The organism is Streptococcus oralis subsp. oralis (assembly GCF_002096445.1).
GTDB classification, from domain to species: domain Bacteria; phylum Bacillota; class Bacilli; order Lactobacillales; family Streptococcaceae; genus Streptococcus; species Streptococcus oralis_N.
Window position 1 is genome coordinate 23,841 of record NZ_NCUK01000011.1, and the last position, 20,663, is coordinate 44,503.

General features: G+C 43.7%; 18 protein-coding genes and 2 pseudogenes. 18 read left to right on the forward strand and 2 right to left on the reverse strand.

The window, feature by feature from the left end:
* Positions 1 to 11: 11 nt before the first annotated feature.
* The 13 genes and pseudogenes from purM to purB all read left to right on the forward strand — a co-directional run bounded on the left by purM (position 12) and on the right by purB (position 10,782).
* Positions 12 to 1,034 carry a phosphoribosylformylglycinamidine cyclo-ligase gene (purM, locus tag B7721_RS00690; RefSeq protein WP_084877025.1) on the forward strand — a complete coding sequence of 341 codons (1,023 nt, stop codon included), beginning with the start codon at positions 12 to 14 and terminating at the stop codon, positions 1,032 to 1,034.
* Entirely contained in the window at positions 1,031 to 1,576 is a 546-nt protein-coding gene (purN, locus tag B7721_RS00695) for a phosphoribosylglycinamide formyltransferase (protein ID WP_084877027.1), read from the forward strand. The genes purM and purN overlap by 4 nt, the downstream gene beginning before the upstream one ends.
* A complete protein-coding gene (locus tag B7721_RS10165) occupies positions 1,577 to 1,750 on the forward strand; it encodes a hypothetical protein (protein ID WP_164497069.1) in 174 nt (57 codons plus the stop codon).
* A 26-nt stretch (positions 1,751 to 1,776) separates the two neighbouring features.
* Positions 1,777 to 3,324, forward strand: coding sequence for a bifunctional phosphoribosylaminoimidazolecarboxamide formyltransferase/IMP cyclohydrolase (gene purH / locus B7721_RS00700; protein WP_084877118.1), 1,548 nt, complete (start codon positions 1,777 to 1,779; stop codon positions 3,322 to 3,324).
* Between the two features lie 120 nt (positions 3,325 to 3,444).
* On the forward strand, positions 3,445 to 4,710 hold the full coding sequence (gene purD / locus B7721_RS00705) for a phosphoribosylamine--glycine ligase (protein ID WP_084877028.1): 1,266 nt from the start codon (positions 3,445 to 3,447) through the stop codon (positions 4,708 to 4,710).
* 261 nt (positions 4,711 to 4,971) lie between these two features.
* Positions 4,972 to 5,088: pseudogene (locus B7721_RS10255) on the forward strand (phosphoribosylaminoimidazole carboxylase).
* 30 nt (positions 5,089 to 5,118) lie between these two features.
* On the forward strand, positions 5,119 to 5,607 hold the full coding sequence (gene purE, locus B7721_RS00720) for a 5-(carboxyamino)imidazole ribonucleotide mutase (protein WP_084877030.1): 489 nt from the start codon (positions 5,119 to 5,121) through the stop codon (positions 5,605 to 5,607).
* Positions 5,594 to 6,685: a 5-(carboxyamino)imidazole ribonucleotide synthase gene (gene purK, locus B7721_RS00725; RefSeq protein WP_084877031.1), complete on the forward strand. Its 1,092-nt coding sequence runs from the start codon at positions 5,594 to 5,596 to the stop codon at positions 6,683 to 6,685. Before purE ends, purK begins: the two co-directional genes overlap by 14 nt.
* Entirely contained in the window at positions 6,686 to 7,636 is a 951-nt protein-coding gene (locus B7721_RS00730) for a ketopantoate reductase family protein (protein ID WP_084877033.1), read from the forward strand. It abuts the gene before it with no gap.
* A gap of 10 nt (positions 7,637 to 7,646) precedes the next feature.
* A pseudogene (locus tag B7721_RS00735) lies at positions 7,647 to 7,863 on the forward strand (phosphoribosylaminoimidazole carboxylase).
* 2 nt (positions 7,864 to 7,865) lie between these two features.
* On the forward strand, positions 7,866 to 8,555 hold the full coding sequence (locus B7721_RS00740) for an aspartate/glutamate racemase family protein (protein WP_084877034.1): 690 nt from the start codon (positions 7,866 to 7,868) through the stop codon (positions 8,553 to 8,555).
* 55 nt (positions 8,556 to 8,610) lie between these two features.
* A complete protein-coding gene (locus tag B7721_RS00745) occupies positions 8,611 to 9,465 on the forward strand; it encodes a hypothetical protein (RefSeq protein ID WP_062004482.1) in 855 nt (284 codons plus the stop codon).
* 18 nt (positions 9,466 to 9,483) lie between these two features.
* Positions 9,484 to 10,782 carry an adenylosuccinate lyase gene (gene purB / locus B7721_RS00750; protein ID WP_084877036.1) on the forward strand — a complete coding sequence of 433 codons (1,299 nt, stop codon included), beginning with the start codon at positions 9,484 to 9,486 and terminating at the stop codon, positions 10,780 to 10,782.
* Positions 10,783 to 10,839: 57 nt separating this feature from the next.
* Here purB and strH read toward each other — a convergent pair whose 3' ends face one another.
* The gene (gene strH, locus B7721_RS00755; RefSeq protein WP_084877037.1) at positions 10,840 to 14,871 is read right to left on the reverse strand and encodes an LPXTG-anchored beta-N-acetylhexosaminidase StrH; all 4,032 of its coding nucleotides are present in this window, start codon (positions 14,869 to 14,871) and stop codon (positions 10,840 to 10,842) included.
* A gap of 302 nt (positions 14,872 to 15,173) precedes the next feature.
* Positions 15,174 to 15,890 (reverse strand): GntR family transcriptional regulator, encoded by a 717-nt coding sequence (locus B7721_RS00760; RefSeq protein WP_001007181.1) that lies wholly within the window; start codon positions 15,888 to 15,890, stop codon positions 15,174 to 15,176.
* Positions 15,891 to 16,211: 321 nt separating this feature from the next.
* On the opposite strand from B7721_RS00760, the gene B7721_RS00765 reads away from it, so the two are divergent.
* Genes B7721_RS00765 through B7721_RS00785 form a run of 5 tightly spaced genes read left to right on the forward strand, consistent with a single transcriptional unit; the run spans position 16,212 to position 20,620 of the window.
* A complete protein-coding gene (locus tag B7721_RS00765) occupies positions 16,212 to 17,999 on the forward strand; it encodes a glycoside hydrolase family 35 protein (protein WP_000196619.1) in 1,788 nt (595 codons plus the stop codon).
* On the forward strand, positions 17,996 to 18,472 hold the full coding sequence (locus tag B7721_RS00770) for a PTS sugar transporter subunit IIB (protein WP_044020041.1): 477 nt from the start codon (positions 17,996 to 17,998) through the stop codon (positions 18,470 to 18,472). The genes B7721_RS00765 and B7721_RS00770 overlap by 4 nt, the downstream gene beginning before the upstream one ends.
* Before the next feature lie 26 nt (positions 18,473 to 18,498).
* Positions 18,499 to 19,404, forward strand: coding sequence for a PTS mannose/fructose/sorbose/N-acetylgalactosamine transporter subunit IIC (locus B7721_RS00775; RefSeq protein ID WP_084859321.1), 906 nt, complete (start codon positions 18,499 to 18,501; stop codon positions 19,402 to 19,404).
* Positions 19,391 to 20,212 (forward strand): PTS system mannose/fructose/sorbose family transporter subunit IID, encoded by an 822-nt coding sequence (locus B7721_RS00780; protein ID WP_000185287.1) that lies wholly within the window; start codon positions 19,391 to 19,393, stop codon positions 20,210 to 20,212. Before B7721_RS00775 ends, B7721_RS00780 begins: the two co-directional genes overlap by 14 nt.
* 3 nt (positions 20,213 to 20,215) lie before the next feature.
* Positions 20,216 to 20,620 (forward strand): PTS sugar transporter subunit IIA, encoded by a 405-nt coding sequence (locus tag B7721_RS00785; protein ID WP_033629163.1) that lies wholly within the window; start codon positions 20,216 to 20,218, stop codon positions 20,618 to 20,620.
* The last annotated feature ends 43 nt before the right edge of the window (positions 20,621 to 20,663 follow it).

A 20,663-nucleotide genomic window follows, 5' to 3' on the forward strand; every position in this document is an offset into this window, starting at 1 on the left:
GGAAAAATAAAATGGCAAATAAAAATGCGTACGCCCAGTCGGGTGTAGATGTTGAAGCGGGTTATGAAGTTGTTGAACGAATCAAAAAGCACGTGGCTCGTACGGAGCGTGCGGGTGTTATGGGGGCTCTGGGTGGCTTTGGTGGCATGTTTGACCTTTCAAAAACAGGTGTCAAAGAGCCAGTCTTGATTTCGGGGACAGATGGTGTTGGGACCAAGCTCATGCTGGCTATCAAGTATGATAAGCATGACACGATTGGGCAGGACTGTGTGGCCATGTGTGTCAATGATATCATCGCTGCAGGTGCGGAGCCCCTCTATTTCCTCGACTATGTGGCGACAGGGAAGAATAAACCAGCTAAACTAGAACAAGTGGTTGCTGGTGTGGCAGAAGGTTGTGTGCAGGCAGGCGCTGCTCTCATCGGTGGGGAAACGGCTGAAATGCCTGGTATGTATGGCGCAGATGACTACGATCTAGCTGGTTTTACAGTCGGTGTGGCTGAAAAATCTCAAATCATAGACGGCTCAAAGGTGGCAGAAGGTGATGTTCTTCTCGGACTTGCTTCAAGTGGGATTCACTCAAATGGTTACTCACTTGTTCGTCGTGTCTTTGCTGACTACACAGGTGAGGAAGTTTTGCCAGAATTGGAAGGCAAGAAACTCAAGGAGGTTCTTCTTGAGCCTACTCGTATCTATGTCAAGGCTGTCTTACCACTCATCAAGGAAGAGTTGGTCAACGGTATTGCCCATATCACAGGTGGCGGCTTTGTCGAGAATGTCCCTCGTATGTTTGCGGCTGACCTAGCTGCGGAAATTGAAGAAGACAAGGTTCCAGTTCTTCCGATTTTCAAAGCCCTTGAAAAATACGGTCAGATCAAGCATGAAGAAATGTTTGAAATCTTCAATATGGGTGTGGGACTCATGCTGGCAGTTAGCCCTGAAAATGTAGACCGTGTCAAGGAATTACTGGATGAACCAGTCTATGAAATTGGTCGCATCGTCAAGAAAGAAAACGAAAGTGTCATCATCAAATGAAAAAAATAGCGGTTTTTGCCTCTGGTAATGGCTCAAATTTTCAGGTGATTGCCGAAGAATTTCCAGTGGAGTTTGTCTTTTCAGACCATCGTGATGCCTATGTGCTTGAGCGTGCAGACAAGCTCGGCGTTCTGTCCTATGCTTTTGAACTCAAGGAGTTTGAGAGCAAGGCAGACTATGAAGCAGCCCTTGTCGAACTCTTGGAAGAACACCAGATTGACTTGGTTTGCCTAGCAGGCTATATGAAAATCGTTGGGCCAACTTTATTAGCAGCTTATGAAGGTCGAATTATCAACATTCATCCAGCCTATCTGCCAGAATTTCCAGGAGCTCATGGGATTGAGGACGCTTGGAATGCTGGGGTTGCTGATAGTGGCGTGACCATTCACTGGGTGGACTCGGGTGTGGATACAGGAAAGGTCATCAAACAAGTCCGTGTACCACGACTAGCTGATGATACCATCGAAAGCTTTGAAGCTCGCATTCATGAGACTGAGTACAAGTTGTATCCAGAAGTTATTAGAGAATTGTTGGACAATTAAATGAAAAAATGGTTGGAAACACTTGCCTTGATTACCTTGGCAATCATTCTACGTTTACTGGTAAATTTTTTCTTCCCAGAGATTCCCTATTGGGGGAGATTTTTACTGACAGTAATTTTGGGAGTCTTGGTAATCGTCTCCCTACACTTTATGAATCGAAAAATTCGTAGGTAGAGAATTTGAAAATGAAAGGAAAAAACATGACTAAACGCGCCTTAATCAGCGTCTCAGACAAAGCGGGTATTGTTGAATTTGCCCAAGAACTTAAAAAACTTGGTTGGGATATTATCTCGACAGGTGGAACTAAGGTTGCCCTTGACAATGCTGGGGTGGAGACCATTGCGATCGATGATGTGACGGGCTTCCCAGAGATGATGGACGGTCGTGTCAAGACCCTTCACCCAAATATCCATGGTGGGCTCCTCGCTCGTCGTGACTTGGATAGCCACCTTGAGGCGGCTAAGGACAATCAGATTGAGCTTATCGACCTTGTAGTGGTCAACCTCTATCCTTTCAAGGAAACAATCCTCAAACCAGACGTGACGTACGCTGATGCCGTTGAAAATATCGATATCGGTGGTCCATCAATGCTTCGTTCAGCAGCGAAGAATCACGCCAGCGTAACCGTTGTGGTAGATCCTTCTGACTATGCTGTTGTGCTTGACGAATTGTCAGCCAATGATGAAACGACTTATGAAACTCGCCAACGTTTAGCAGCTAAGGTTTTCCGTCATACAGCGGCTTATGATGCATTGATTGCAGAATACTTCACAGCTCAAGTGGGCGAAGCAAAACCAGAAAAACTCACTTTGACCTATGACCTCAAACAAGCTATGCGCTATGGGGAAAATCCTCAGCAGGATGCGGACTTCTACCAAAAAGCTTTGCCGACAGATTACTCCATTGCTTCAGCCAAACAGCTCAATGGTAAGGAGCTATCTTTCAACAACATCCGCGATGCGGATGCTGCCATTCGTATTATCCGTGACTTCAAAGACCGTCCAACCGTTGTGGCTCTCAAACACATGAATCCTTGTGGTATCGGTCAAGCTGATGACATCGAGACTGCTTGGGACTACGCTTATGAGTCTGACCCAGTGTCTATCTTTGGTGGGATTGTCGTTCTCAACCGTGAGGTGGATGCTGCGACAGCTGAGAAGATGCACGGAGTTTTCCTTGAAATCATCATCGCACCAAGCTATACGGATGAAGCGCTAGCCATTTTGACCAACAAAAAGAAAAACTTGCGCATCCTTGCCTTGCCATTTGATGCTCAAGATGCTAGTGAGGTAGAGGCAGAATACACAGGCGTGGTTGGTGGTCTCCTTGTTCAAAATCAAGACGTGGTCAAGGAAAGCCCAGCTGACTGGCAAGTGGTGACCAAGCGCCAGCCAGCCGAGACAGAAGCGACTGCTCTTGAGTTCGCTTGGAAGGCTATCAAGTACGTCAAATCAAACGGAATCATCGTGACCAACGACCACATGACACTTGGCGTTGGGCCAGGTCAAACCAACCGTGTGGCTTCTGTCCGTATCGCCATTGATCAGGCTAAAGATCGTCTTGATGGCGCTGTGCTTGCTTCCGACGCCTTCTTCCCATTTGCGGATAACGTGGAAGAAATTGCCAAAGCAGGTATCAAAGCCATCATCCAGCCAGGGGGCTCTGTCCGTGACCAAGAGTCTATCGAAGCTGCTGATAAATACGGCTTGACTATGGTCTTCACAGGCGTGAGACATTTTAGACACTAAAAACGTAAAGGGAAGAAAACAGTTTCTTTCCTTTTTTGCGTAAAAACGCGGAGCAAAACAAGATTAAAACGAACGTTTGTGTTATAATATTAGTAAATAATTCGCAAAAGAGGTTGAAAGATGAAGCTGTTAGTTGTCGGTTCTGGTGGTCGTGAACATGCGATTGCTAAGAAATTGCTTGAGTCAAAAGATGTTGAAAAAGTCTTTGTGGCTCCTGGAAATGACGGGATGACCTTAGATGGACTTGATTTGGTAAATATCTCTATTTCCGAACATTCTAAGTTGATTGACTTCGCAAAGGTCAACGATATTGCTTGGACCTTCATCGGTCCAGATGATGCCCTGGCTGCAGGTATCGTGGATGACTTTAATCAAGCTGGGCTCAAAGCCTTTGGCCCGACCAAAGCTGCAGCGGAGCTAGAGTGGTCTAAGGATTTTGCTAAGGAAATCATGGTCAAATACGACGTTCCGACAGCAGCCTATGGCACATTTTCGGATTTCGAGGCAGCTAAGGCTTATATCGAAGAGAAAGGCGCTCCAATCGTTGTTAAGGCGGATGGATTGGCGCTTGGGAAAGGTGTTGTCGTAGCTGAAACGGTTGAGCAAGCGGTCGAAGCCGCTCATGGTATGCTCTTGGACAATAAATTTGGTGACTCGGGTGCGCGTGTGGTCATCGAGGAGTTCCTTGATGGGGAAGAGTTCTCTCTCTTTGCCTTTGTCAATGGGGACAAGTTCTACACCATGCCAACAGCACAGGACCACAAACGTGCTTATGATGGCGACAAGGGTCCGAACACTGGTGGGATGGGTGCCTATGCGCCAGTTCCTCACTTGCCACAGAGCGTGGTTGATACGGCGGTTGACACCATTGTCAAGCCAGTCCTTGAAGGGATGATTAAAGAAGGTCGTCCGTATCTTGGTGTCCTTTACGCAGGGCTTATTTTGACAGCTGATGGTCCTAAAGTCATCGAGTTTAACGCTCGCTTCGGAGATCCCGAAACTCAGATTATCCTGCCTCGCCTGACATCTGACTTTGCACAAGATATCACAGATATCCTCGATGGCAAGGAGCCAAACATCACGTGGACGGACAAGGGTGTGACTCTGGGTGTGGTTGTCGCATCCCAGGGCTACCCGCTAGACTATGAAAAAGGTGTTAAGCTTCCATCCAAGACCGAAGGCGACATTATCACCTACTATGCTGGAGCTAAGTTTGCGGAAAATAGCAGAGCGCTGCTCTCAAACGGTGGCCGTGTCTATATGCTCGTCACCACAGCAGATACCGTCAAAGAAGCCCAAGAAACCATCTACAAGGAACTCGACAAACAAAACACAGAAGGGCTCTTCTACCGAACAGATATCGGAAGCAAGGCCATAAAAGATTAACAGACATATTTGCCATGGCGAGCGAAAGCGAGCCACTATAGAATAATCGTCGCAGTAGTGGAACTCCTAGTAGCTTTGCTACTAGGAGCGGAAAACTGGAGACCTAGGCTCCAGTTTTAGTAATGGAACGCCACAAGCGTTCGCTTACGTCCGCACTACATTAGACGATTATTAAAAAGAAAAATAAAAATTCACAAAATACGTTAATGGTCGTATGGTTTGCGAGCGTTAGCAAGCTAATATAGAGCAATCACCGCCGTTGTGAAAGAACGATTGGATGATAAGCCAATCGTTTAGGGAAATCGGAAGACCTTGGGCTTCCGATTTAGGCATGAGACACCTTTGGTGGCTGCTGCCGTCCCTCACAACCTAAGGTGATTGTCAAAAAAGGAAGAAAAAGGATTAAAAATGAAACCAGTAATTTCCATCATCATGGGCTCAAAATCAGATTGGGCCACCATGCAAAAAACAGCTGAAGTCCTAGACCGCTTCGGTGTAGCCTATGAAAAGAAAGTCGTCTCTGCCCACCGTACACCAGACCTCATGTTCAGACATGCCGAAGAAGCTCGTAGCCGTGGCATCAAGGTCATTATCGCAGGTGCTGGTGGCGCAGCCCATTTGCCAGGTATGGTTGCTTCTAAAACAACCCTTCCTGTCATCGGTGTACCTGTCAAGTCGCGCGCTCTTAGTGGCGTGGACTCGCTCTACTCTATCGTGCAGATGCCGGGCGGTGTGCCTGTGGCAACTATGGCAATCGGTGAAGCGGGAGCGACAAACGCTGCCCTGACTGCCCTTCGGATCTTGGCCATTGAGGACCAAGATCTAGCAGCAGCGCTAGCAGATTTTGCAGAAGAGCAAGGAAAAATCGCAGAGGAGTCTACAAATGAGCTCATCTAAAACAATCGGAATTATCGGTGGCGGTCAGTTGGGTCAGATGATGGCTATTTCTGCTATCTACATGGGGCACAAGGTTATAGCGCTGGATCCTGCGGCGGATTGCCCAGCTTCTCGTGTGGCGGAAATCATCGTGGCGCCTTATAACGATGTGGATGCCCTTCGTCATCTGGCTGAGCGTTGCGATGTCCTCACCTATGAGTTTGAAAATGTCGATGCTGACGGTTTGGATGCTGTTATCAAGAATGGTCAGCTCCCTCAAGGGACGGACCTACTCCGCATTTCTCAAAATCGTATCTTTGAAAAGGACTTCCTTTCCAACAAAGCTCAAGTCACCGTTGCGCCCTACAAGGTCGTGACTTCTAGACAAGACTTGGCAGATATTGACCTGTCGAAAAACTATGTCCTCAAGACTGCGACTGGTGGCTATGATGGGCATGGGCAAAAGGTCATTCGCTCAGAAGCAGATTTGGAAGAAGCCTATGCGCTGGCTGATTCTGCAGACTGCGTTTTGGAAGAATTCGTCAACTTTGACCTTGAGATTTCTGTCATCGTGTCAGGAAATGGCAAGGATGTGACGGTTTTCCCAGTTCAGGAAAATATCCACCGCAACAATATTCTTTCAAAAACCATTGTGCCTGCTCGCATTTCTGCAAGTCTAGCTGAAAAAGCAAAAGCCATGGCCGTGAGAATCGCTGAGCAACTCAACTTGTCTGGAACGCTCTGTGTGGAAATGTTTGCAACAGCTGACGACATCATTGTCAATGAAATTGCTCCGCGCCCACATAACTCAGGGCACTACTCTATCGAAGCCTGCGACTTCTCGCAGTTTGATACCCATATTCTAGGTGTTCTCGGAGCACCATTGCCAGCCATCAAACTACATGCGCCTGCTGTTATGCTCAATGTTCTCGGACAACACGTCGAGACTGCTGAAAAATATGTCACAGAAAATTCAAGCGCCCACCTCCACATGTATGGTAAAATAGAAGCTAAGCACAACCGCAAGATGGGACATGTGACTTTGTTTAGTGATGTACCGGATAGTGTGGTTGAATTTGGGGAAGGGATTGATTTTTAGGTGAGAATAGCAATTTTAGGTCTTGGGGTTATCGGGACCATTTATGCCTATGCTTTTCAAAAAGCAGGTCATCAGGTAGAGCACGTGCTGAGAGAAAGTAAGAAAAGTACAGCACCAAACGTCTTGACAGTTGATTTGCTAGATGGCCGTTATGTTTCCAAAGGTGAAAATAAACAGGATACTTATGCGGTTCATGTGGCGGAAGATCATGCAGAATATGATTTTATTTTTATCAGTGTGCGTCATGGTTTTGTAAAAGAAGCCGTGGAAACCTTGCGAGAAAATCGGATTAAAGGAACTCTCGTTTTCTTCTGTAATTTCTGGAATACGCGAGAGGAAGTAGAGAAATGGGCAGGGGAGTATAACTATATTCTCGCATTTCCGACAGCTGGTGGTCATATGAATGAGGACCATTTAGATGGTGTCTTGTTTGACCATTTAATGTTAGAAGGGGAGAAAAAAGCACACATCCCCAATTATGCTGATTTGACGGATTTGCTGACTTCAGCAGATTTGAAGTGGGAGGTTCCCCATGATATGGTTGAGTGGATTTGGATTCACATGGCGATTAATGCGGGTGTCACCTCGACAGCTGCACGCTCGGGAAATTTAGAAAATCCAGAAAAATTGGCTTTGAACTTGATGAACAGTTCTTCGGAATTATCATTAGCCATCAAGGCCATTCGAGAGGCTTTGAAAGTCGTAGAAGCGCGTGGTGTGAATTTGAAACTTTACAAAGCAGAACTCTTGCCTTATAAAATTCCCGCTTGGATTGCAGGGAAGGTCATGAAAGCTATGTTTGCGAAAAATGAGCTGACCCGAAAAATCATGACCTTGCATAATGACAAACAGGACATCTTTTATTGTTGTCAAAGTGTCTATCTGACAGGTCAGGAGTTGGGTGTTGAGATGCCTATTCTAGAAGCCAATATGAAGGGGATTTCTGTCTAGAGTATTCTGGTTGTACAATGGTTTTATTGAACAAGATAAGGCTGTGGAGCAGTCGTTGAGGTCTTGTGTGCTAGTGGGGATCACGAAAAGGTGAAAGACAAGCATGAAGAGCTAGTAGCTCAGCACCCAGAAAACTATTTGGTGATTTATGATTTGCCACTTGACACTAATCTCTATATTTTATCATGTTGCTTATTGTGTTTATTGGAAAAGAGGAGCTTAATTAGCTATGAAAACTATCGGTCTGATTGGCGGTATGAGTTGGGAAAGTACCACATCTTACTACCAAATTATTAACGAAACCATCAAAAAAGAGCTGGGAGGTCTACATTCAGCTAAAATTTTGCTCTACAGTGTAGATTTTGCGGAGATCGAGCATTATCAGGCTGTTGGAGACTGGGAGAAGAGTGCTCAACTTTTGACAGATGTTGCTCAGCGCTTGGAACAAGCAGGTGCGGATTTCATCGTTATTTGCACAAATACCATGCATAAAGTTGCCCCACAGATACAAGAAAAAATTACAATTCCAGTCTTGCATATTGCAGTTGCAACTGCTCAGAACTTGTTGGCTGATGGTATTCAAAAAGTCGGTCTGCTAGGAACTAAGTACACCATGACCCAAGATTTTTACAAAGAGGAATTGATAGAGTCTGGATTAGAAGTGCTGATTCCAGACCAAGATGGAATTACAGAGGTCAATCGGATCATTTATGACGAGCTCTGTCTAGGAGATATCGAGGAAAGTTCAAAGCAGACTTATCTTGCCGTTATAGATGATTTGAAAAAAGCAGGCGCTGAAGCTGTTATTTTGGGTTGTACCGAGATTGGTCTCCTGGTCAAACAATTCGACACCGACCTGCCCCTCTATGACACAACGGTGATTCACGCAGAGAAAGCGGCGGAGTGGAGTATAGAGTAAGATGTTGAAATGAACAGTGTTATTAAATTTAGATTCACTTTAAAGGGGGAATATAATGATACCTGAGTTATTAAAGAGCGTTGAGAGTAAATATACGATTGAAACTGATGGATTAACAATAAAAAATAATGCAATTATCACTAGAAATAATAGTATTCAAATATCAAATTTATCCATGTTAAGTAAAAGTGAATTTAAATCACCAGTCACGCTACGAGATATATTTATTCTGATAATTCTATTTATGATTGGATTGATCCCACCATTTTTAGGATTAATATTATTTGGTTTATATGCATGGTACGTTTATAATAAACACCAAAATCATTTGAAGTCAAAATATTATATAGTATTTAATTTGGGATCAAGTCAAAATTATTTATTGTATTTCGAAGACGCCAAATTTAGAGATACTGTTTTTAATATTATTACAGAATCCTTTGGTAATAAAGCGGAAAATATATACATTGATATAAAAAATCAAAATATAGAGAATTATGATAGTAAAAATATTTATGAAAAGGAAGTATCTCAAACAACTGTATCAGGTAATGATAATGTAGTTGGAAATGATTTTGGTTCAGGTAATAATGTCACACTTAATGGGGACAACAATGTTAACTCAAATATTGTTACAGATTCTATTTTAGAAAAATCTAATATGAATGTTGAGTTTCCGTGGTCGGAACTTTCTAAACAACTTCAACAGATTGTTAACAATGCTTCTGTTCTATCTGAGCAATCTATCGAAATTTTAAAGGACTTACTTGCTGCAACTGAAAAAAATAGCGAGTCTGAATTTACTGTAATTGTTAAAGAAAATGCTTCATTTTTCAATCAACAATTTATTAAAGATATAATATCAGGAACTTTAGGCGGAGTTATTTCATCATTACTATCAGGCAGATAAAATTATAGGAGAAACAACATGATCAACCGTTACTCTCGCCCTGAGATGGCGAACATTTGGAGTGAAGAAAATAAATACCGTGCTTGGCTTGAGGTGGAAATCTTGGCTGACGAGGCATGGGCTGAGTTGGGGGAAATCCCTAAGGAAGATGTAGCTTTGATTCGTGAAAAGGCTGACTTTGACATCGACCTTATTTTGGAAATTGAGCAGGAGACGCGCCACGATGTGGTGGCTTTCACGCGTGCGGTTTCTGAGACGCTTGGCGAAGAGCGTAAGTGGGTTCACTATGGTTTGACTTCTACTGACGTGGTGGATACGGCCTACGGTTACCTCTATAAGCAGGCCAACGACATCATCCGTCGTGACCTTGAAAACTTCACTAACATCATCGCTGACAAGGCCAAGGAACACAAGTTCACCATCATGATGGGGCGTACCCACGGTGTGCACGCAGAGCCTACAACTTTTGGTCTTAAATTGGCAACTTGGTACAGCGAAATGAAACGCAATATCGAGCGTTTCGAGCATGCAGCTGCTGGTGTGGAAGCTGGTAAAATTTCTGGTGCGGTTGGGAACTTTGCCAACATCCCACCTTTTGTTGAAAAATACGTCTGCGACAAGCTTGGTATCCGTGCTCAAGAAATCTCTACACAGGTCCTTCCTCGTGACCTCCACGCTGAGTATTTTGCAGTTCTTGCCAGCATCGCGACTTCCATCGAGCGTATGGCAACGGAGATCCGTGGTCTTCAAAAATCTGAACAGCGCGAAGTCGAAGAGTTCTTTGCCAAAGGGCAAAAAGGTTCATCTGCAATGCCTCACAAACGCAACCCAATCGGTTCTGAAAACATGACTGGTCTTGCGCGTGTTATCCGTGGTCACATGGTGACAGCCTATGAAAATGTCGCTCTCTGGCACGAACGTGATATCTCTCACTCATCAGCTGAGCGTATTATCACCCCAGATACGACTATTTTGATTGACTACATGCTCAACCGTTTCGGAAATATCGTCAAGAACTTGACGGTCTTCCCAGAAAATATGATCCGCAACATGAACTCTACGTTTGGTCTTATCTTTAGCCAACGTGCTATGTTGACCTTGATCGAAAAAGGCATGACGCGTGAGCAAGCCTATGACTTGGTGCAACCAAAAACAGCCTACTCTTGGGACAACCAAGTGGACTTTAAACCGCTTCTCGAAGCAGATCCAGAAGTGACATCACGCCTCACTCAAGATGAAATTGATGAAATCTTCAACCCTGCATACTACACCAAACGAGTGGATGATATCTTTGAACGTATCGGACTGGGTGATTAATCCTAACAATAAAAAGCGAGATTCAATCTCGCTTTTTTATATGCTTATCGAAGGGTGTTAATCTTCTTTTTTCTTAGTGAGCCCGTAAGCTGCTAGTGTGGCCATGAGTCCTGCTGCGACCAAGCCTGCAGAGTCTTGACTTCCTGTTGCAGGGAGTTGTTTTTCATCTGCTTTGCTAGTAGTTGCTTCAGCTTGCTCAGCTTTCTCAACGGCAGTTCCGACTTCGACAACCTGAGCGACCGCTTCCTGCGATACCGCACTATTGACAAGGGTTCTTTCTTCCTTGCCATCAGCAGTAGTGCTGACAGAGTAGAAAATCGTACGGCGGCCATTTACTCCGGAAACGACGACTTGACTTTGTCCTTTTAGCAATTGCGGATTTTCACGTGTCACGGTAGTGAACGGAATCTCTTCTTCTTGGATGTCTAGTCTAGGTTTTGCTTCTGTGGCTGGGGCAAGACCGTGTTCATCCCCTACATGGGTAACAAGGGTTCCGACTTCAATGACTTGTGTCACTGCTTCTTGCGTTACAAGGCTATCGACAAGAGTCTTCACTTCTTTGCCATCAGCAGTAGTACTCACAGAGTAGTAATGACTGCGACGACCGTTAACACCTTTGGTAAGGATTTGAGTCTTCCCTTTGAGCAAGAGTGGATTTTCACGTGTCACGGTAGTGAACGGAATCTCTTCCTCTTGGATATCCAGTCTTGGTTTTGTCTCTGCGGCTGGAGCAAGACCGTGTTCATCCCCTTTGTGAGTAATAGGGGCGCCGATTTCAACCACTTGGGTCACAGGTTCTTTGGTTACTTGGCTATCTAGAACAGTTTCTGTTTGTTTCCCATTTTCAGTAAGGACAGATATGTAATGAGTGCGTTCGCCCTCTACACCTGGTGTGATGATCTTTTCCTGACCAGCTGGGAGATTTGGATTTTCCTTCTTGATAACTTCGAATGGAATCTTTTCTGCTCTTGTGATGAGTTCCGGTTTGGTTTCAACATTGGCAGCTAGTTCGTTTTCATCGAGGCTTCCTGAGTGGGTTGCTGCTGGTTTGAGGCCTAGGCGGGCTGCCTTGAGTTTGGCTACGAGAGCGTCTAACTCGGCTTGTTTGTTACGATTGAGGTTGTAGTTGAGAGCTTCTTTAGCTGCATTTAGGGCCTCCAAGCTCTCCTTGCTGTATCCATCCAAGTTTGCAGGGATTTGAGCAAGTTCCTCACGGAGTGCGTTGTAGTTAGCGCGGAAGTAGTCTTTGTTATTGTCTGCAAAGGCAGTCATGAGTTCAAAGATTTCTTCTTCCTTATACTCAGCGCTTGGTTTGTCTGCCCAGATAGCGAGCATGCTTCCGACGGTTGGAAGGTCTACCTCAGGATATTTGGTAGATGCAAGCTGATTAAATGGTGTTTTTTTAGTGTTTTCAATTGCTTTTTTGAGGAAGCCACCACCATCTTCTGGTTTTTGACCGAGAATGTAGTACCAGTCTCCGTTAGTATTAAGGAATTTATAGCCTTTGCTTGCTAGGTACTGAGGCGTTGCAAGGTTGTAACCCCACCATCCCTTAGACCAGTAAGAGATGATGACATCTTTGTCAAACTCAACATCATCCTTGTCTTCATAGTAGAAACCATCGTTGAAGGCCATTGGTTGAAAGCCTCTTTCTTTGGCCATGGCGGCAAGGGTATTAGAGTACTCAGCAAACTTGCCATAGAGTCCATACCATTTGAGGTAGTACCAGCCTTGAGCGTTGGTGGCATCATTGGCATATTCGTCTGTACCGTAGTTGAAGATCTTAGTCTTGCCTGCAAAGAAGTCCATGTACTTGCCGATGAGGGCTTTGACAAAGTTCATCGCCTCTTCGTTTTCAAGGTCCATGGTTGTCTTAGAGACCTTGTCAAAGTTGGCTTGAGGATTCTTGATTCCAAGTTTTTCCATGGCGACGAGCATGGCATCCATGTGACCTGGGCTGTTGATTGCTGGGATGAGTCCAATACCTTTTGATTTTGCGTACTCGATCAATTCAGTGATTTCAGCCTGGCTAAGAGTGGTTCCGTTTGGATCATCGTAGTAAGCTTTTGTTCCTTCAATGATGGCATTTTTGACATCGTCACTTGCATAAGTTTTTCCGTTAGCAGTGATAGTCATGTCATCAAGTAGGAAGCGAAGTCCGTCATTTCCTAGGAGTAGATGTACATCAGAATATCCAAGTTCACTAGCTTTATCAATGATACGTTTGAGTTGCTCAGCTGAGAAGTACTTACGTCCAGCGTCAATTGAGATCACCTTGTTCTTGGCAAGTTTTTCAACTTCACGTTTCGCGTCTTCTTCTTTTTGAGCTTCTGGTGTGAAGGTTAGGTTGCTAACAGCTTCTTGGAGTTTCGCGATTGCCTGATCAATCGTGTCCTGTTGGGCGCGACTGAGGTTGCTATCAAGTGAGCGAATAGCTTTTTCAGCTTCTTTTACAGCTGCGACACTTTCCGCAGTATAGCGGTTAAGGTCTGATGGGACTTCTTTCAGAGCTTGCTCAGCAGACTCATAGTCAGCTGCGAAGTATTCAGCATTGGCATTTGCGAAGCTGCGCATGAGTTTGAAGAGGAGTGATGGTGAATAGCGTGCAGATGGGGTGTCCGCCCAAGCAGCTACCATACCACCGATGAACGGGATAGTAGCCCCATCAGATTTTGGTACAGAAGTGATTGGAGTGTTCTTGATACCATTGAGTCCTTGGTCGAGGTTGTACCAGCCTTGGCCATCGGCATTTCGTCCGAGGACGTAGTACCAAGCATCGTTGGTATTAAGGATTTGGTGGCCTTTTTCAACTAAAAGTTTAGAAGAAGCGACGTCGTATCCGCCCCATCCACCAGTCCACATAGAAACGATGATGTCTTTGTCAAAGGTTCCAAAGCTAGTGTCGCTATTGTAGTAGATACCGTCGTTAAAAGCCATTGGTTTGAGGCCGTGAGATTTGACGATGCGAGCAAGGTCGTTGGCGTAGGCGATAAATTTATCATAACCCTTGTCAGGGAATCCATCTTCTGGATACCATTTATAGGCTTGAAGAACGCTCCAGCCTTTGGCGTTTGTAGCATCATTGGCGTACTCGTCTAGCCCGATATTGAAGATGTCAGTTTTGCCAGCGAAGTAAGCAGCATACTTGTCGATCAGAGCTTTGGTAAATGCAAGAGCTTCTTTGTTATCAAGGTCAACGGTACGAGCAGATTCCTTACCAAAGTAGTTGAAGTTCGGTTTTTGGATACCTAGTTCTTTCATGGCATGCAAAATCGCATCCATGTGACCAGGGCTGTTTACAGTTGGGATGAGACCAATGCCTTTGTTTTTAGCATAGTTGATCAAGTCCGTCATCTGACTCTCTGTCAAATGGTTGCCGTTTGGATCTTTGTAGTAGGCATTGGTTCCATTTTCGAGTGCACGTTTGACATCGTCACTTGCATAGGTTTTGCCATTGGCTGTGATCGTCATGTCGTCCAGCATGAAACGCATGCCATCATTTCCAACTAGTAGATGAAGATCAGTATAACCGTAGTGTTTGGCTTTGTCGATGATTTCTTTGAGTTGGTCTGGAGAGAAATACTTGCGTCCAGCGTCGATTGAGATCATTTTTCTTTTTGCCAGTTTTTCATTTACCTGAGCTGCTCGTTCCGTGCTAGGAGTGGCTACTGCAGGTGTGACGGCTTCATTTTTCTTTTCTGAAGGAGTACTTTCTGCAGGAGTTTCAGTTGGGGCAGGGCTTTCTTTCTCGGCAGTAGGAGTTGGAGTAGCATTTTCTGTCACAACTGGTGCGCTTGACTCTTCTGTTTTTGGAGCAACTGTTCGAGGAACCTCCTGGTCTTCTTTGACCTCCTCTTTTACAGGTTTGTCAGCCTTTTCTTCCAGTTTTTCTGGAACCTTAGAGTCTACAGCTTCTTTGACTGCTTGTGGACTCTCCTGAATCGTTTGGACAGTTTCTTCAGCTGTTGGAGCTGGAGTAATCCCGTCGGCAGATACGACTTGAGCGCTAAAAGCAAATCCTATAAGTACAGAAGCTGCCCCAACCGCGTATTTACGGATGGAGAAGCGCTGTTTCTTTTCTAGTTTCATGACAAAACCTCCTTGTTATTATCATATATGATAGCGTTTACATAAAACCAATTTTATTTTATTATCTAAGGAGTAAAATGTCAAGTGGGTTTATATAAGAACTATAATAAATAGAGGAAATCATAAGATTTAGGAGAAATTTGCTAATAAGGGATAAAACAGAGGAAAAACCAAACAAAAATTTAACTTGTTTTTAGTAAAAATGCTACTAATTAAATAAGAACCCTTCATAGCGTTTTCACAACTTCTTTCTCGTGCTATAATGAATATAGAAAAAGCCTGAGCTAGGCTCAGGCTTTTTCTTAATGACCTCGGTTACATGAGATGAATTTGATTTTGTAGTAGTCTGCTCGCTTATAAGTTTCACTATAGGCAAGGACTTGGCCAGTGGCCTCAAGTTTTGTAGTCTTCGTTTGGAAGACAGTTGGGAATTGTGTATCGATTCCGAGTACAGAAGCAGCATGCTCTGGTGTTGGGAATGCGATTTCGTTGATTTCCTCAAAATGTTCATCACTCATGTGAATGCGGTAATCCAATTTGAAACGTGTATAGATAGAGCTATAATAGTCAAGATTTGGATAGTTGGCATTGATGTATTGCTCAGGAATATAAGATGTGTGGTAGATGTATGTTACGTCGTTTGTCTGACGAATACGTTCAATCTTATAGTAGAATTGATCTCCACGTAGTCCAAGTTTATCTAAATATTCAAGTTTGTTTCCGCGCTCGATAGAAAGGACAGTAACTTTATCGTCTTTTGTTTCAAAGATTTCGACATCTGAAAACTCAACGAGTTTGTGCTTGCGGGCACGTGAAACGAAAGTACCTTTACCTTGTTGGCGGACAATGTAGCCGTCTTTAGCAAGGTCATTTAAGGCACGAACAACTGTGATTGAACTCACATCGTACATCGCGATCAATTCGGCTTCTGTATAAAATTTATCTCCACTTGCAAATTGACCAGAGATGATTTTGTTTTTTAATTCATCTTTAATATATTGGTATTTAGGAATAGCCATAAATTTTACCTCGATTCTCTTTCTCCAATTTTGATTTTACCACAAATATAAAGAAAAGAGTAGTATTAAGGTCAAAAAATTAAAATAATAGACTAAAAATGTTATTTTACATGTAAAAAAATTCATTTGATGTTCTTGTGAATTATCATACATAAAAAGATCGTTTTCATGCTATTTTTAGATAATTTCGGTAAACGGTAAGTAAAAAAATAGAAAAATTTTAAATAATTTTCTAAAACCTATTGACAAATGCAAAAGATTTGATTATAGTTAATATTATAATAAATGAAAGCGCAAACTTAATTCGTCAGAGGTAATAACATGACCAGATTTAAAATTGAGGACGATTTCTATTTAGACGGAAAACCGTTCAAGATTTTGTCCGGCGCCATTCATTATTTTAGGATTCCAGCAGAGGATTGGTATCATTCTCTCTATAACTTAAAGGCGCTTGGCTTTAATACAGTCGAGACCTATGTGGCTTGGAATTTACACGAACCTGTTGAAGGGGAGTTTGATTTTGAAGGTGCCAGAAATTTGGAGAGATTTCTTCAAATTGCACAAGATCTAGGTCTCTATGCCATTGTACGCCCGTCTCCGTTTATCTGTGCGGAATGGGAATTTGGTGGCTTGCCGGCTTGGCTCTTGACCAAGGACATGCGAATTCGCTCGTCCGACCCGGCCTACATCGAGGCTGTTGCTCGCTATTATGACCAATTATTGCCAAGGCTTGTGCCTCGCTTGTTGGATAACGGCGGAAACATTCTCATGATGCAAGTCGAAAATGAATATGGCTCTTATGGAGAAGATAAGTCTTATCTACGAGCAATTCGAAAATTAATGGAAGACCGAGGGATTGATTGCCCACTCTTTACTTCAGATGGCCCATGGAGGGCTACTCTGAAAGCCGGAACCTTGATTGAAGACGACCTCTTTGTGACAGGAAACTTCGGTTCTAAAGCTCCGTACAACTTTTCACAGATGCAGGAATTCTTTGATGAGCATGGCAAGAAATGGCCCCTCATGTGTATGGAATTCTGGGATGGTTGGTTCAACCGTTGGAAAGAACCCATCATCACTCGTGATCCTAAAGAATTGGCAGAAGCTGTTCGAGAGGTATTGGAGCAAGGCTCTATCAACCTTTACATGTTCCATGGTGGTACAAACTTTGGTTTCATGAATGGTTGCTCGGCTCGAGGAACTCTGGATTTGCCGCAAGTCACATCTTACGACTATGATGCCCTTCTCGATGAAGAAGGAAATCCAACTGCTAAATACTTAGCAGTCAAGAAGATGATGGCAACCCACTTCCCAGAGTATCCACAGTTGGAACCACTCTATAAGGAAAGCATGGAGATAGGGTCCATTCCATTGGTCGAAAAAGTTTCCTTGTTTGAAACCCTGGATAATCTCTCTAGTCCTACTGAAAGCCTCTATCCAAAAGCGATGGAAGAACTTGGTCAAAGTTATGGCTACCTTCTCTACCGCACGGAGGCAAGTTGGGATGCAGAAGAGGAACGTCTCCGTATCATCGATGGACGTGACCGAGCTCAACTCTTTGTAGATGGTCAATGGATTGCTACTCAATACCAGACAGAGATTGGCGAAGACATCTACTGTCAAGGCAACCGAGAAGGCTTTTCAGAGATTGACATCTTGATTGAAAATATGGGGCGTGTCAACTACGGACATAAGTTTTTGGCAGATACGCAGCGTAAAGGAATTCGAACAGGTGTCTGCAAGGATCTACATTTCTTACTGAATTGGAAACAATATCCACTGCCACTGGATAATCCTGAGAAGATTGATTTTTCAAAAGGATGGACAGAAGGACAACCAGCCTTTTACGCTTTCGACTTTACTGTTGAAGAGCCGAAGGATACCTACTTAGACTTGTCTGAGTTTGGTAAGGGAGTTGCCTTTGTCAACGGGCGTCACTTAGGACGTTTCTGGAACGTCGGCCCGACCCTCTCACTTTATATCCCTCATAGCTATCTCAAGGAAGGTGCTAACCGCATCATCATCTTTGAAACTGAGGGCGAATATAAAGAAGAGATTCATTTAACTCGTAAACCTACACTAAAACACATAAAGGGGGAAAACTTATGACAATTGTAGGATGCCGTATCGATGGACGTTTGATCCACGGTCAAGTAGCCAATCTTTGGGCTGGAAAACTAAATGTTTCACGCATTATGGTTGTAGACGACGAAGTTGTTAACAACGATATTGAAAAGAGTGGTTTGAAACTTGCGACACCACCAGGTGTGAAACTCAGTATCTTGCCAGTTGAGAAAGCAGCAGTAAATATCCTTGCTGGTAAATACGATAGCCAACGTCTCTTTATCGTTGCACGTAAACCAGACCGTTTCCTTGGTTTGGTCGAAGCAGGTGTTCCGCTTGAAACACTCAACGTTGGCAATATGTCTCAAACACCAGAAACTCGCTCTATCACACGTTCTATCAACGTGGTAGACAAGGATGTGGAAGATTTCCACAAACTAGCAGAAAAAGGTGTGAAACTCACTGCTCAAATGGTTCCAAATGATCCAGTTTCAGACTTTTTGAGCTTATTAAAATAGGAAAAAATTTTTAGGAGGTCATTGTTATGATACAACCGTGGCAAATTTTACTTCTCACTTTGTACTCAGCTTATCAAATCTGTGATGAGTTGACAATCGTTTCATCTGCAGGTTCCCCTGTATTCGCTGGTTTCATTACTGGTTTGATCATGGGAGATGTGACAACTGGTTTGTTTATCGGTGGTAGCTTGCAGTTGTTCGTTCTCGGGGTTGGTACCTTTGGTGGTGCTTCTCGTATCGACGCAACTTCTGGTGCGGTTCTTGCAACAGCATTCTCTATCTCTCAAGGTATTGATACAGATCTTGCGATTACAACAATCGCTGTACCAGTAGCAGCACTTTTGACATACTTCGACGTTCTTGGACGTATGACAACTACTTTCTTTGCACACCGTATTGATGCTGCGATCGAACGCTTTGACTACAAAGGTATCGAACGCAACTACCTACTTGGTGCGCTTCCATGGGCTCTTTCTCGTGCCCTTCCAGTATTCTTCGCTCTTGCTTTTGGTGGTGCTTTCGTACAATCAGTAGTAGACCTTGTTAAAGAATACCAATGGGTTGCAGACGGTTTGACACTTGCAGGTCGTATGCTTCCAGGTCTTGGATTTGCAATCTTGCTTCGTTACCTTCCAGTTAAACGTAATCTTCACTACCTTGCAATGGGATTCGGTTTGACAGCTATGTTGACTGTTCTTTACTCATATGTAACAGGTCTTGGTGGAGCTGTTGCGGGTATCCTTGGTACTCTTCCTGCTGATGTTGCTGAAAAGATTGGCTTTGCTAACAACTTCAAAGGTTTGTCTATGATCGGTATCTCTATCGTAGGTATCTTCCTTGCAGTTGTTCACTTTAAGAACAGCCAAAAAGTAGCTGTAGCAGCACCTTCTACACCATCAGAAAGTGGGGAAATCGAAGATGACGAATTCTAATTACAAACTAACAAAAGAAGATTTTAATCAAATCAACAAACGTAGCTTGTTTACTTTCCAATTAGGTTGGAACTATGAACGTATGCAAGCTTCTGGTTACCTTTACATGATCTTGCCTCAATTGCGTAAAATGTATGGGGATGGAACTCCTGAATTGAAAGAAATGATGAAAGTTCATACTCAATTCTTCAATACTTCACCATTCTTCCACACAATTATCGCTGGTTTTGACCTTGCCATGGAAGAAAAAGATGGTGTGGGTTCAAAAGATGCCGTTAACGGTATTAAGACAGGTTTGATGGGACCATTTGCTCCTCTTGGAGATACAATCTTTGGTTCACTTGTACCTGCTATCATGGGATCTATCGCAGCAACTATGGCTATCGCTGGCCAACCATGGGGTATCTTCCTTTGGATCGCAGTTGCAGTTGCTTATGACATCTTCCGTTGGAAACAATTGGAATTTGCCTACAAAGAAGGGGTTAACCTTATCAACAACATGCAAAGTACTTTGACAGCTTTGATTGACGCTGCATCTGTACTTGGTGTCTTCATGATGGGTGCTCTTGTAGCAACAATGATCAACTTTGAGATTTCTTACAAATTGCCAATCGGTGAAAAGATGATTGACTTCCAAGACATCTTGAACTCAATCTTCCCACGTTTGCTTCCAGCAATCTTTACTGCCTTTATCTTCTGGTTGCTTGGTAAGAAAGGTATGAACTCTACTAAAGCGATCGGTATCATTATCGTTCTTGCAGTAGGTCTTTCATTCATCGGTAAATTCTTGCTTGGAATGGGCGCATAATTTATGAGTAAATCATTAATTTTGGTGAGTCATGGTCGTTTCTGTGAAGAACTTAAAGGTAGCACAGAAATGATCATGGGTCCACAGGACAACATTCATGCAGTGGCTCTTCTTCCAGAAGATGGTCCAGAAGAATTTACTGCAAAATTTGAAGCTGCTATCGAAGGATTGGATGATTTCCTAGTCTTTGCGGACCTTCTCGGCGGAACACCTTGTAACGTGGTAAGCCGTTTGATCATGGAAGGTCGCGACATTGAACTCTACGCAGGGATGAATCTGCCAATGGTGATTGAATTTATCAATGCAAGCCTTACAGGTGCAGATGCGGACTACAGGAGCCGTGCTGCAGAAAGCATCGTAAAAGTCAACGACCTGTTAGCTGGCTTCGATGATGACGAAGACGAATAATACTCTTCGAAAATCAAATTCAAACCACGTCAGCGTCGCCTTG

Excerpts from the sequence above, each read along its gene's own strand:
- B7721_RS00780 (WP_000185287.1), top strand. The coding sequence starts at position 19,391 with ATGACGAATTCTAATTACAAACTAACAAAAGAAGATTTTAATCAAATC.
- B7721_RS00785 (WP_033629163.1), top strand. The coding sequence starts at position 20,216 with ATGAGTAAATCATTAATTTTGGTGAGTCATGGTCGTTTCTGTGAAGAA.
- purD (WP_084877028.1), top strand. The coding sequence starts at position 3,445 with ATGAAGCTGTTAGTTGTCGGTTCTGGTGGTCGTGAACATGCGATTGCT.
- B7721_RS00765 (WP_000196619.1), top strand. The coding sequence starts at position 16,212 with ATGACCAGATTTAAAATTGAGGACGATTTCTATTTAGACGGAAAACCG.
- purH (WP_084877118.1), top strand. The coding sequence starts at position 1,777 with ATGACTAAACGCGCCTTAATCAGCGTCTCAGACAAAGCGGGTATTGTT.
- B7721_RS00760 (WP_001007181.1), bottom strand. The coding sequence starts at position 15,890 with ATGGCTATTCCTAAATACCAATATATTAAAGATGAATTAAAAAACAAA.
- B7721_RS10165 (WP_164497069.1), top strand. The coding sequence starts at position 1,577 with ATGAAAAAATGGTTGGAAACACTTGCCTTGATTACCTTGGCAATCATT.
- B7721_RS00770 (WP_044020041.1), top strand. The coding sequence starts at position 17,996 with ATGACAATTGTAGGATGCCGTATCGATGGACGTTTGATCCACGGTCAA.
- purE (WP_084877030.1), top strand. The coding sequence starts at position 5,119 with ATGAAACCAGTAATTTCCATCATCATGGGCTCAAAATCAGATTGGGCC.
- strH (WP_084877037.1), bottom strand. The coding sequence starts at position 14,871 with ATGAAACTAGAAAAGAAACAGCGCTTCTCCATCCGTAAATACGCGGTT.
- purB (WP_084877036.1), top strand. The coding sequence starts at position 9,484 with ATGATCAACCGTTACTCTCGCCCTGAGATGGCGAACATTTGGAGTGAA.
- purM (WP_084877025.1), top strand. The coding sequence starts at position 12 with ATGGCAAATAAAAATGCGTACGCCCAGTCGGGTGTAGATGTTGAAGCG.
- B7721_RS00775 (WP_084859321.1), top strand. The coding sequence starts at position 18,499 with ATGATACAACCGTGGCAAATTTTACTTCTCACTTTGTACTCAGCTTAT.
- purN (WP_084877027.1), top strand. The coding sequence starts at position 1,031 with ATGAAAAAAATAGCGGTTTTTGCCTCTGGTAATGGCTCAAATTTTCAG.
- B7721_RS00745 (WP_062004482.1), top strand. The coding sequence starts at position 8,611 with ATGATACCTGAGTTATTAAAGAGCGTTGAGAGTAAATATACGATTGAA.
- B7721_RS00740 (WP_084877034.1), top strand. The coding sequence starts at position 7,866 with ATGAAAACTATCGGTCTGATTGGCGGTATGAGTTGGGAAAGTACCACA.
- purK (WP_084877031.1), top strand. The coding sequence starts at position 5,594 with ATGAGCTCATCTAAAACAATCGGAATTATCGGTGGCGGTCAGTTGGGT.